This window comes from Stieleria magnilauensis (assembly GCA_007753675.1).
In the GTDB taxonomy this organism is placed as follows: domain Bacteria; phylum Planctomycetota; class Planctomycetia; order Pirellulales; family Pirellulaceae; genus Stieleria; species Stieleria magnilauensis.
This window is the reverse complement of the sequence record CP036432.1, coordinates 1,955,938-1,968,476: the sequence shown is the minus strand read 5'-3', so window position 1 is coordinate 1,968,476 and position 12,539 is coordinate 1,955,938. Positions and strand designations below refer to the sequence as shown.

Here is a 12,539-nt window from a genome sequence, read left to right as displayed (position 1 = left end):
AACGCGATTGGACAAAATGCAAATCTTTCATTTTGGAGCGATAAACGCTCTTCTGTCTTGTTCGCGAGAGCATCTATAATGACGTGCATCAGGCGATTTGCCGAGAGCCTGACGCGTCACTTCGAATCGGAAAAGAGACGAAACGCTCGGCGGTTTGCGACCTCGGGTCGCGCGTTATCGTAATCTGTTGTCCATTGTCGGCAGAATCGGACCATCGCAAGGTGGGGGCGTTGCCCCGGATTTGCTGTCGGTTTCTGCCCCCTTATCATTCGTCGATCCCGGAATTCCGCCAGTGCTCTCGGTTCGCCCCAAAGTCGCCGAACTCGCGTTTCACGTTTTCAGCCGTTCGCTCCACCCCGAACTCTACCGGGTGCATCGCACGCGGCGAATTGAGCGAAGTGCGTATCACGCGCAAGTCAATATCACCAATTGTGGGCACGTGATCACCTGGAACACGACCGGCAAAACGCCGGTGACCGTGTGTGAAGTCGCCACCAGTGCCCATCAACCCTTGCCCACCAAACGCTGTCTGATCAGCCATTCGCTCAAGGGCAGTCGCACCGACAAGGCCGATTTTCATTTCGGCATCGGCTATCGAACCCATTTCCAGCTCGAGCCTGTCGCGCCGGACATGTTCTTCATGGTGCAGCAGCAACTTTCCAAGCAGCCCACCGAAGGCCTGCTACACACCTTCGATGCCAGCGGCAGGATGTCGCTCGGGGCACTTAGCTACGTCAATATCGAGACACGCCAACGCTCGATGTTGGTTCAGGCGATTCACACGTTTCCCGACGATTATGCGATCGTGAAAGTCGAATCGTTGTTCTCGCTGCCCGACGCGTGATGTCCGGAGGCGTGGGGTAAGCATCTTGCTTGCCGGTCTTCGCAAGCTGAAAGCTTACAGCTCGCAAGCGGGGTGCTTGGGTTTCGCAAGCCGGACGCTTCGGTTTCGCAAGCTGGAAGCGTACGCCACTTTGGGGTTGAATTGGATAGCGCACTTGTTTCGCGTTTCGTCGGCGTCGTCGATCTGCAAGACGGGCTCGCGGTTCACGGTGTCGGTGGGCAGCGCGATCAGTATCTGCCGGTGTCGATTTTTCGAACCGCCGGTCCGTCGTCCCTTCGAGTCGACGGAGATGCGTGTCGATTGATCGACGGCTACCAAAGCGTCGGGATCGGTTCTCTCTACATTGCCGATCTGGATGGCATCCGGCATGACCGTTGGCAACAGTCGCTCATCGAAGCGATCGTCCATCGTGAGCCGGCGGCCAATGATTCCGATCGCCGTGGAACTCTGTTCCTGGACCTGGGGCTGCGTGCGACGGTCGCTCCAGAGCGTTGGGACTGGATGGAATCTTTGGTTCGCAGCAACGCGAACGTCGTGGTGATCCTGGCAACCGAATGCGCCGGCGATGTCTCGTTGTTGGGAGACGTGTTGTCGCGCGTTCCGCATGATCAAGTGGCTGTCAGCTTTGACTACCAAGACGGGCGCTGGTTGTCCGCATCGACTTCGGAAGACGCTTGGTTCGAGGCCTGTCGCCGGGCCGCGATCGCCACGGTGATCGGACTGGATCTGGCGTCTGTCGGGGGCACGTCGATCGAGCGTACGCTTGAGTTGTGCAAGCGGATTCGACGTCAATTGCCACAACCGCGTTACGTGACCGGCGGAGGGATTCGGAGCGCCGGCGATGCGCAGTGTTTGCTCGATGCCGGCGCTGATCAATTGCTCGTCGCCAGTCTGTTTGCCGAGTGATCGTCCTGGTTGACGCATTCGCGTCGCGGAACTCGTCTGCGGTTCGTTTCGGTTGGGATTGCAACGGAGAACCGCAAGGAGTTTCGGTGTCCCTAGCGGCGGCGTTTGACTTTGCGGTGCATCGGGTTGAGCCGTTTTCGCATCGGGTCGACCTCTTTCTTCTCCGGTTCGGCCAGTTTCTCGGGGGCTTCGAATCCGGGGATCGAGTCGCGGATCAGCAGTTTGTTGATCCGCTGTTCGATGCTGGTCAGGAAATCACCCTGGCCGGGAACGATGAACGTGAACGCCACGCCGTCGCGGCCCATCCGCCCCGTCCGTCCGACACGGTGAACGTAGTCGTCGCTGTCTTCGGGGACGTCGTAGTTGATGATGTGTGAGATCGTGCTGATGTCGATGCCGCGTCCGACGACATCGGTGGCGACCAGGATCTCCAGGTCACGATCACGCAAGCGTTGCAGAACGCGATCGCGCTCACGCTGAGCCATGTCGCCGTGCATGGCGGCACAGGAGGGATGTTCTTTGCTGATCGCACGATACAGGCGATCGGTGCCGCGTTTGGTGCGACAGAAGATGATCGCTTGCTCGGGTTTCTCCCGTTTCAGCAGCTCGACCAGCAGGTCTTGCTTGCGTTCTTGCGGAACCGTGAAGTAATGCTGCTCGATCGTTTCGACCGACATTTCGTTTTTGCAGCAATCGATCACGATCGGGTCGACCATGTAGGATTCGGCCAGTCGTTGGACCGTGGGGGGCAGCGTTGCCGAAAGTAGCAGCGTTTGTCGGTCTCGCGGGCACTTTCGCAAGATGCGCTCGATCTGGGGCCGAAATCCGATGTCCAGCATCCGGTCGGCTTCGTCCAACACGACGCACCAGACGTCTTTGGTGCGGAGGGACCGTCGTTGCAGGTGGTCGTGCAGTCGTCCGGGGGTGCCGACGACGATTTGCACGCCGTTTTCCAGTTGTCGCAGTTGGGTGCGGATGTTCTTGCCACCGGCCAACACCGCGATTTCGGTGTGCACGCCGGCTGCCAATCGCTGCGCCTCGCGGCCGACCTGGTCGGCCAACTCACGCGTCGGGACGACGATGATCGCTTGCGGGTCGCGGCAGTCTTCGAGTGAATCGAGCTGTTCAAGGATCGGGATCGAAAACGCGGCGGTCTTACCAGTCCCGGTGCGGGCTTGGCCGATCACATCGAGCCCCTGGAGCGCCAAGGGGATCAGTTCCGATTGAATCGGGGAAGGTTTTTCGAAGCCGGCTTTTGCGAGCGCTCGGCGCATCACCGGGGACAGGTCCAGGTCGTCGAAACTGGCTTGTGCAGGTTCGAGGGTTTCCATTTGATTTGCATTCATGCCGCTAGCATAGCGACAACGCGCGTTTTCCACTACGACAGCTCGTCACCCTCGGGGCAACCAATTTGCCGAGGCGACGGATTGTTCCAGCCGAACGCGTCCCTGGCACCGCATTTCTTCTTCGGCAGCCGCCATTCGGATATGCACCATCACGTCGTTGCCCGCAGGCACCCGGTCCTGCCAGGCGATCGGGATGTGGATCCCATCGATGGGGGTCTGTCGAACCATGTCACGGACCTGTTCGGGGTTGAAGTCCCAGCGTCCGATCCGAGCGTCTTCCGAATCGTCGTCGGGATCCAGCACCACAACGGTCAGGTCCGCGTCGACGTCGAAATTTTCCAGCGAGAGTGAACGGCCTTTGTCGTCGACGACCGTCACGACCAGGAACAGCCCGTCGATGTCGGCGTCTTGGTCAAATTGATGCCCGCCGGACAGGCCGTCGTGCAACTCCAGCCGGTCCGGGATCGCGAGCGGTTCGGTTGTGGGAGGTTCGAACCCCATTGTTTTGGCGTCGTCAGGATTCTTCACCTTACCCGGCGGCGATTCTGGATCCTCGTCCGGAGGCAGCGGCGGGCCGGGAATGATCTGATCGTCCATCAATTCGCCCTCTCCGGGCGGAATGAGTTCGGCCGGAGGAGGAAGTTCCAGGAACGGGCCTTCCGATTCCGTCGGCTTCGGAGCGGCGGGCGTTTCGGTCGGCATGCCCAGGCCTTCTTTGGGAACGCTTTCCGTGGGCGGGTCGACCAGCGGCAGGGGCGAATCAGGCGTCTTGGGGGCGTCTTGGACCGGCACGTTATCGATCGCCGGGGGCAGCGGCAGGCCCGATCCGGCGGCGGGCTCCGGCGTTGGCGCCGGTGTGGGTGTTTCGGTTCCAGGTTGTTCGGTCTGGTCTGGAGTGGTCGGCCGGGCCGGTTCGGTCACGTTGGGCGAATTCAGGTCCAAGATCTCGTAGTCATCCGGTGGGGTCGCGCGCTGATCGTCCGGCACTTGCGGCGGGCTTTGGTTCAGGATGCGTTCTCGGGGATCTCGATCCGACGGCCCTTCCGGGCGGAGGTCTTGGTTGCGCGACCGTTCCAGTTCATCGCGGAGCACGCGGTTCTGGTAATCGGCGTCATACAGCTGATCTTCCAGCACACGAATCTCATTGGCCATCTTGGCGCGATACAGGTCTTCGTGGGCACGGCCGCGGCAGCCTGGGGACAATCCGATCAGACAGCAGATCGCAAGCAGCGCGACGGGGAAACGCGCGGAGCGATTGCTAGCATCCCAGGCGTCTTTGGGAAGCCTGGCGTGTCGCAAGACGGGAACGGAGTCGGCCGGTCGCGCTGTCACAAGGAGCTTTGAAAAAGTCAGATGATTGGCTGAAGAAACAACAGCGAACGTCCGGTGCACCGGTTCGCTGTGTGTCGAGTACCAATCAGAGGGCGGTCAGGTCAAGTGTTCCTGTTGTTTCAGGTTTCAGGTTTCAAGTTTCAGGTTGTCGCATTGGTCGCATTGGTCGCATTGGTCCTCTTCGTCCTATGACACCTCGATGGGACCGATGCTCCCCGGCCCAGTAGCTGTGTTTGGCAAGCTGTAGCGGTTACGCCGTGTTTGAGGAATTTTCCGATTTTTCCGATTTTGCCTTTAGGAGACTTCAGGGGCTCGTCGATATCGCAACTGACAGGTCGTGCCCGCTGCGTGAAACGCGGCGGCACTCCGAAAACCCATGCTGCGTTTGGCCTCCCTTTGCCATGACGTCAGTCTTCCGCGAGCGTCGCGGATCCGGCCGCAGCCGGGTTTTACCCCCCCAGAGTCTCAAGTGGTGACGACCGTGCCTAACTTTCAATTATCCCGCCCGCTTGCTGTCGCCTTGTTGGCAGCATTTTCGCTCAGCCCGCTCGGCGCACCGAGTGCCAGCGCACAGACCTCATCGGGGCAGCATCGCGATGACGTCGATCCGTCCGAGCATGTGCAGGCGGCCCGTGCCAGCTGGTCTCCCACCCGAACCTCTGCGGGCGTGACGAAACAAGTCCAGCGTCCAACGAGCCAGCCGGCAGTGCAACCCAAGAACAGTCGCCACGCCCAGGCGGTGCGGCCGACCAAGCGAACGTCTGCCGGCAAATCGGCTTCGACGAATGCCGCCGCGGCGCGTCCGTCGGGCGTCCGGCAAGCCGGACACCAAATCCCAACGCCTCCGCCGATGGAAGGCGAAATCATCTACGAATCAGCGATTGTCGACGGCTCCTGTGACGCAATGGGAGCGAGCTGCGGTTGCGGTTCGCTCGGCTGTGATGGCATCGGTTGTGATTCGATGGGCAGTTGTGGGCCTAATTGCGGATGCAGCATGTGCGGCGAGCTTCCCAGCGGGCGTGCTTGGCGACCGGCCATCACGCTCAGTCTTCCTCAAGACGGCTGGGTTTCATTCGAAGGCCTCGGGATCTGGTCCGACGGGATGGAGCTGCCCGCTCTGGTCACGCAATCACCCTCGGGGACCGCTCAAGCCGACGCCGGAGTGTTGACGCGAGACACCACGACGACGGTGTTTGGTGGCCCCGGCCGCGCTCTGTTTGACGATTCACGGACCGGTTGGAGACTGAAGTTCGGGTTCTGGTTGGATCGATGCCACACCTGGGGTGTCGGTGCAGACTACTTGGAACTCGATCGCGAATCGGAAACGTTCTCGGCCACCAGCACGGGCGACCCGATCTTGGCTCGACCGTTCTTCAACACACTGACGGGCCGAGAGGACGCCGAGCTGGTCGCGTTGAACAACGGTGCCGACATTCAATTGACCGGAACGGTCGGCGTGACCGCTTACAGCGAACTTGCCGGTGGCAGCGTTTATCTGCGACGCATGATGTGCTGCGACGAGGGTTGCCGCCAATGGTTGTTCTGCGGATGTGCCGGCCACTACTGCTCGCGATCGGAATTTCGAGTGGGATATCGATTCATGCAACTCGATGAAGGGGTGGCCATCAGCGAAGACCTGACCAACAACGGAACCTTCAACATTGGTGACTTCGATATCATGGATCAGTTTGATACCGAGAACCAATTCAACGGTATCGACTTTGCTTGGAACTACCGCATCACACGCGGCTACTGGACATGTGAAAGCCTCGTCCGCCTGGCGGTCGGCAACACGCGTCAAACCGTTCGCATCGCAGGCCAGACGGTGATCGTCGATCGCAACGACACGAGCAATCAGACCACGGACACTTACGACGCCGGTCTGTTGGCATTGGCGTCCAATAGCGGGACGCACCAACAAGATGAGTTCTCCGTGCTGCCAGAGTTGAATCTGACACTGGGATACCAGTTGACCGATCACTTGAAGGCGACCTTCGGATACACCGGAATCTACTGGTCCAACGTTGTCCGTCCGGGGCAACACATCCCGACGATGATTGACACCAATCAGTTGCCGCCGGCGATCACCGGTGCCAGCGATCCCCGTCCCCTGTTCGCCTTCGACACGACCGACTACTGGGCTCACGGCTTGACCTACGGCCTGGAGTACCGGTGGTAATCGTTAAAACCTGCAGCTGGGTGAATTCTTCTCCGCCTCGGGCCGATAGCAGCGATTGAGACTGGTCTCCCCCCGAACAATTGAACGCCGATCGCATTCAGGCAGTGAATCATTCACGATCAACGCATCGTGAGGATCGGCGTTCGGATCACCCGATTACAGGAACGTCCCCATGGTCTGGCAGCGAATGATTCAGCGACTGGTGCGTCGCAAGCATCGTTCAGATACCGAAACAAGAAGCAACAACCGTCGCGTGTTGCGGCACGAGTCGTTGGTCAAACGCCAATTGCTGGCCGCTGATATTGGTGCGATCTCCGGTGTCGCGTTTACGGACCTGACCGGTGACGGTCTGACCGGCGATGATCCACGTTTGGAAGGCGTGACGGTGGAGCTTTACCGCGACACCAACGCCAACAACACCTTCGATGCCGGAACAGACGTGTTGGTCGACACTGTGACGACCGACACGAGTGCGGACCCTGTGCCGGGGCAGTACCGCTTTGACGATCTTTCGGTAGATACCTACTTCGTGGTCCAGGGTGCGGCACCCGGTGACATCGACGAGCCGTCGGCTCAACTGGTCGAAATCACCGCCGATGACGCCGATGGCGAAACCATCGTGACGATCGATGATTTCACCAGCGGCGCACAAATCGCAACCGCCATCGCTGCCCAGACGGTCGATCAAACCGTCTCGGCGACCAATGCCTTGGGTGGATTCCGAGACGCCCGGTTGACGCATACCGGTGCGGCCGGCAACACGACGTTCCAAGTCGACACGGCCAACGAGCTGATGAGTCTGAGCACCGGCGGCGGTGCGACGAGCGAAGTGACGGTCGAATATGACGGCAACGATGGAGCCTTCGGATTGACCGTGCCGCCTGGATTTTCACCGATCTCGTCGTTAGCAGGCGGAACCGCCGGTGGAGCCGTCCCGACCAATACCGGGATTGAAATCGTCGGCCGTGGGGCCAACCAAGCAGAATCGATGATCGTGACCGTGATCACATCGGCGACCGAAGGATCCGAGATCACGATTCCGATTCAGCAAAACGCGACGCTGCAATCGATCTTTGTCCAGTTCGATGATGCCGGTTGGGGAATCATCGCGAGCGAGCCTGGATTTACCGCGCCGGCCGACTTCAACAGCATTATCGCGATTCGCGCCCAAGCCACCGTCACCAACGCCGACAACGACATCTTCTTTTCCGTCGTCGAATCGCGAGGCCCAGCCCCGGTCACGAGCAATCTGCAGAACACGCAGTTGTTGACCCTCGGCGGTACCGTCTTCTCCGATTTCGGCGGTGGAGCAAACACCAATGACGGCGTGCTGAACGCCGGCGAAACGGGGGTCTCCGGAGTCACCGTCGAACTGTACGCCGAACCCGGCGGCGGTGGTGCGATCGATCCGAGCACGCAAGCCGCCGTTGCAACCACAACGACTGACGGCAACGGCGACTATTCCTTCGCCCAACTCTCCGCCGGCAATTACCTGGTGGTCATTCCCGAGTCCGAATTGGGAACCGGGCAATCCTTGTTCGGCCACATCTCCAGTACCGGAAACGACCCGGCAGCGGATCCGGATGACGACGTCAGTGACGACGACAACGGAACCCTGGTCGCGGGCGTCGGAATCGTCACCGGCGAAATCACTCTGGTCGCCGGGTCCGAACCCACCGATGACGGCGATACCGATTCCAGCACCAACTTGTCGGTGGACTTCGGTGTCGTTCCGACGATCGATCTGGCGATCACCAAGACGCTCGACTCGGCCGCCTCGACGTTGCAAAGCGGTGGCGAAGCGTTCTTCGACATCGCCTTCCAAAACAACGGCCCGCTGGATGCCACCACCGTGGTGATCGCGGATTTGATTCCCAACGGGATGACGATCAATCAGGCCAATTCGAACTTTGGCAGCTACACCCCGACGATCAACGGACAAGACCTGAGCGTCGCGATCGGCACGCTGGCCGCCGGAGCGAGCGACACGATTCGGATTGCCGTCGATATCGACAACGGACAAACCGCCGATTTGACCAACACCGCGACGATCAGTGGCGACCAGGTCGAGACCGACGACACGAACAACTCCGATGACGCCGTGGCGTCCTTGGTCACGACCGACTTGGCCATCACCAAGTCCGACAACACGACCGGTTCGGTCGTCGCCGGTGAAGAATTCACGTACACCATCACGGTGACCAACAATGGTCCGGACACCGCGACGGGAATCACGGCAACAGACAATCTGCCGGCCGACCTGTCGTTCGTCAGTGCCACGTTCACCACCGGCAGCGGAACGGTGACCGAAAATCCGGCCGGCAGCGGCAGCCTGTCGATCAGCATCGATGATCTGGCCGCTTCGGCGACCGCAGTGATTGACGTCGTCGTGCTCGTCGCGGCCGACGCCGGCGACACGCTCGACAACACCGCCACCGTCGCCGGATCGCCTGACACCGATTCCGATCCGTCCAACAACTCGGCGACCGAATCCACGCCGGTGGTTCGAAACGTGGATGTTGCCGTCACCAAAACGACGACCGGCACCGCCGTCGCCGGTGAGTCATTGACCTACACCGTCGAAGTCACCAACAGCGGTCCGGGCGTCGCCCGAGGCGTCGAGGTCGTCGATACGTTGGATTCGCGTTTAACGTTCAATAGCTTCGACGCCGGAACATCGGGCGTCACCGTCACCGAGAACGGCCAGATCCTGACGTTCGATGTCGGCACGTTGACCAGCGGGCAAACCGAAACGTTTACCTTCGTCGTTGACATCGCCAGCTCCGCCACGGGCACCTTGAACAACCAGGCCGACATCACGACCAGCGATGTCGATACCGACGCGACCAACGACAGCGACGACGTTGACGTCGCGATCACCGTGGACACCGATTTGGTAATCACCAAAGACGTCGATGCGGCGACCGCGGTCCCCGGACAGGACACGTTGACCTACACGTTCACGATCTCTCACGATACCGACAGCGTCAGCGATTCCGGCGAAGTCACCTTCACCGACACGCTGCCGGCCGGCGTGACCGGGTTGACCATTGACGCGCCCGACGCCACGTCGTCCGGGTTCGACACCGCCCAACAAACCGTGACCGTGGTCCACGACCCGATTCCCGTCGGCGAGACCCGAACGTTCACCGTCACCGTTTCGGTCAACGAAGATGCCACGGGATCGATCGTCAACACCGGCAGCATCACCGTGGCCGGTACGGAAACCGACACGACCAACAACAGTGACACGGCGACGACCGACGTGACACCCCAGTTTGATGTGACGCTGACCAAGTCCGCCGGAGATACGACTCCGGATCCGGGCAGCAATGTGACGTACACGATCGATGTGACCAATTCCGGACCGAGCACGGCCACCAACGTGGTTCTGACCGATGACGTGCCGACCGGATTGACGTTTGTCAGCGGTTCCATCGATGGACAATCGGCAACGCTGTCGGGCAGCACGGTGACCTTCCCCGCGGTCTCGTTGGACGAAAACGAGACCTTGACTGCGACGTTGGTCTTCACCGTCGGTGTCGACACCAGCGGGACGGTGACCAACACCGCCAGCGTCACCGCCGACACGGGCGAGACGGACACGACCAACAACACGGCAACCGCTGCGATCACCGCGACGCCGCAGGCCGATTTGACGGTCGAGAAAACGGTCGATGACGATATCGTGCAAACCGGAGACACACTGGTTTACACCGTGACGGTGACCAACAACGGTGTGTCGACGGCGTTTGGTTCGGTCGCGACCGATACGCTTCCGTCCGGTGTCACCTTCGTCAGCGGTACCGACCAAGACAACAATGCCTTGTCGGCCAGCGGCGGTGTGGTAACCGTCGACGCCGGCGATCTTGCGCCCGGTGCGTCGTTCAGTTTCACCATCAACGCAACGGTTGATAGCACGGCAAGTGGAAACCTGCAAAACGTCGTGGTTGTATCAACGACAACGGATGAATCGGACGATACCAATAACACCGACTCAGCGACGACGGCCGTCGATCCGATGATTCGGTCGATCAGCGGTTCGGTCTACTTTGATCGGGACAACGATGGCGTTTTTGATTCCGATGAAGTCGGCATCGAGGGTGTTCTGATTCGACTGACCGGAACCGACAGTTCCGGTGATGCGATCGCTCAGCGCACGGTGTTGACCGACGAAAACGGCGATTACCAATTCACCCAATTGGGCGCCGGAACCTACCAGGTCGAAGAGGTTCAGCCGGATGATTTCGTCACCGGTCAGAACACCGTCGGCAGCGGAGCGACCGCCACCGTCGTCGACGACGTCTTCACCGATCTGGACCTCGGAATCGACGAAGACGCAACCGGATTTAACTTTGGAGAACGAGCACAAGTGCTATCGAAACGACGCTTCCTCGCGTCCTCGTGATGACTGTCCCCGCGGAATGATCCTTCGTCTCGCACTTCGCCGGAGCCGGTGATGTAGCGAAATGCTGAAAGACGATCCGATCAACCGCGTCGACGCGACACTCTCACGCATTGGCGAGGAAGCTGCCAACGCACGGCCTTTCGGGGGGAAGGCCGTGCGTTTTTTTATTGTGTTTGCAATGCTTCATGTGCTGACGGTTTGATGTCCGGCACTGAGTCTGCGATTCTAAGGTTTCGCGGCGATCGCTGTGAAATCTCCCGCGTTGTTCTCCTCGCTCAAGATTCGCTTTGGGACTGGCGAGATGTCGCCATGAAACACAGCATCTGGTAGAGCATCTCGACCTTGGGCATCGGTACGCCAGCGGCCTGTGCCGTGTCGATCGGGGTCTTCAGGATCGTTTGCAACTCCATCGTCCGCCCGGCCAAATAGTCCAGCCGCATGCTGCTGTCGTACGGTTTCATTGTCCGCGTGTGATCGATGGTTTTTTCGATCCAGGACGAGTCGATCGAGGCGCCGCAAGCGGTCGCCGCGCGATGGACTTCCGTGATGATGTCACGGATCAGTTCAACCGACATCTCGTTTCCGATCAACTTGTCCGTCGATGCATCCAGTGCAACCGAAAGCCCGTTGAAGGGGATGTTCCACATTAATTTGCGCCAACGCACCATGTTCAGATCATCCGATGTCTGAACTTCGATTCCCGCCGCGCTCATCTCGGCACAAATCTGTTCGGCCTTGGACAACGTCTCCGCAGAGTTTTGATAGGGGCCGAAGACGATGCGTCCGTAGTCGATGTGGCGGATGTGGCCCGGCCCGACTTTGTTGCTGCATAGAAAACAGCAACCGCCGAAAACGCGTGGGGCGCCGAGCAGTTCTGCGACGGATTGTTCGACGCCGAGCCCGTTCTGCAGCACCAGCGCCACACCGCCTTGAGAAGTCGGCTGGGCCAGCAGCGAGGGCAGCAGATGATTGTTGACCGTTTTTAATCCGATCAACGTGACGTCGCAGGCCGGAACGGTGTCGATCGACGCGTGCGCGTTGACCTGGGGCAGATCGAAATCGCCCCAGTGGCTTTCGATCTTCCATCCGTGCTCGCGGACGTGCTCGTAGTCGGAGTGCAACAGAAAATGAACGTCGTGCCCGGCCCGGGCGAGCATCGCCCCGTACAGTCCTCCGACGGCGCCCGACCCGAGAATCGCATAGCTTTGTTTGATCATCTTGATTGGATAGGTGGATAGGATCGCGAATGACTCGGCGGGCTCAACTTACGAAACTCGGGGCGGTTTGTCGATTTGAGTCCAAGACCGCTACGTTGCATCTCGTTTCCTCGGGTCGGTGCCCGTCGGCTCGCGCCAAACGGCTGATTCTCGCTTGAGATCAGCCGGTTCGAGAGCAGGTCAGCGTGTCTTCAGTTAGCGGTAGTCGACTTCCGTCCACGCGTACTGGCAAACCGGAGTCGACCGAGGGTACAATCTGGCACAAACGTTTGTGCTACTGTGTTTTTCCCCACCTTACGATGACACT

8 protein-coding genes are annotated in these 12,539 nt (G+C 59.9%); 5 read left to right on the top strand and 3 right to left on the bottom strand.

Going from position 1 to position 12,539, the window contains the following annotated elements:
• Nucleotides 1-292: 292 nt before the first annotated feature.
• Together TBK1r_RS07090 and TBK1r_RS07085 are read left to right on the top strand one after the other, a co-directional pair.
• Nucleotides 293-844, top strand: a complete 552-nt coding sequence (locus TBK1r_RS07090) for a DUF2617 family protein (protein WP_095740128.1) — start codon at nt 293-295, stop codon at nt 842-844.
• A 141-nt stretch (nt 845-985) separates the two neighbouring features.
• Nucleotides 986-1,750: a HisA/HisF-related TIM barrel protein gene (locus TBK1r_RS07085; protein WP_419581068.1), complete on the top strand. Its 765-nt coding sequence runs from the start codon at nt 986-988 to the stop codon at nt 1,748-1,750.
• Between the two features lie 92 nt (nt 1,751-1,842).
• Here TBK1r_RS07085 and TBK1r_RS07080 read toward each other — a convergent pair whose 3' ends face one another.
• Both TBK1r_RS07080 and TBK1r_RS07075 read right to left on the bottom strand, forming a co-directional pair.
• Complete coding sequence (locus TBK1r_RS07080) at nt 1,843-3,096, bottom strand: DEAD/DEAH box helicase (RefSeq protein WP_419581067.1); 1,254 nt, start codon at nt 3,094-3,096, stop codon at nt 1,843-1,845.
• Between the two features lie 45 nt (nt 3,097-3,141).
• Nucleotides 3,142-4,428 (bottom strand): hypothetical protein, encoded by a 1,287-nt coding sequence (locus TBK1r_RS07075; RefSeq protein WP_145208475.1) that lies wholly within the window; start codon nt 4,426-4,428, stop codon nt 3,142-3,144.
• A gap of 472 nt (nt 4,429-4,900) precedes the next feature.
• Between TBK1r_RS07075 and TBK1r_RS07070 the strand changes: the two genes are divergently transcribed.
• The 3 genes from TBK1r_RS07070 (at nt 4,901) to TBK1r_RS38395 (ending at nt 11,217) form a co-directional block, all read left to right on the top strand.
• Nucleotides 4,901-6,607: a BBP7 family outer membrane beta-barrel protein gene (locus tag TBK1r_RS07070; protein ID WP_419581066.1), complete on the top strand. Its 1,707-nt coding sequence runs from the start codon at nt 4,901-4,903 to the stop codon at nt 6,605-6,607.
• A 172-nt stretch (nt 6,608-6,779) separates the two neighbouring features.
• Entirely contained in the window at nt 6,780-11,015 is a 4,236-nt protein-coding gene (locus TBK1r_RS07065) for a beta strand repeat-containing protein (protein WP_145208471.1), read from the top strand.
• Between the two features lie 61 nt (nt 11,016-11,076).
• Entirely contained in the window at nt 11,077-11,217 is a 141-nt protein-coding gene (locus tag TBK1r_RS38395; protein ID WP_419581065.1) for a hypothetical protein, read from the top strand.
• A 73-nt stretch (nt 11,218-11,290) separates the two neighbouring features.
• On the opposite strand, the gene TBK1r_RS07060 is transcribed toward TBK1r_RS38395, so the two are convergent.
• A complete protein-coding gene (locus TBK1r_RS07060) occupies nt 11,291-12,232 on the bottom strand; it encodes a putative 2-dehydropantoate 2-reductase (RefSeq protein WP_145208469.1) in 942 nt (313 codons plus the stop codon).
• Nucleotides 12,233-12,539: the final 307 nt, after the last annotated feature.

Bases quoted from the DNA above. Each gene is read 5' to 3' on its own strand.
- TBK1r_RS38395 (WP_419581065.1), top strand. From the start codon at position 11,077: ATGCTGAAAGACGATCCGATCAACCGCGTCGACGCGACACTCTCACGC.
- TBK1r_RS07065 (WP_145208471.1), top strand. From the start codon at position 6,780: ATGGTCTGGCAGCGAATGATTCAGCGACTGGTGCGTCGCAAGCATCGT.
- TBK1r_RS07080 (WP_419581067.1), bottom strand. From the start codon at position 3,096: ATGAATGCAAATCAAATGGAAACCCTCGAACCTGCACAAGCCAGTTTC.
- TBK1r_RS07060 (WP_145208469.1), bottom strand. From the start codon at position 12,232: ATGATCAAACAAAGCTATGCGATTCTCGGGTCGGGCGCCGTCGGAGGA.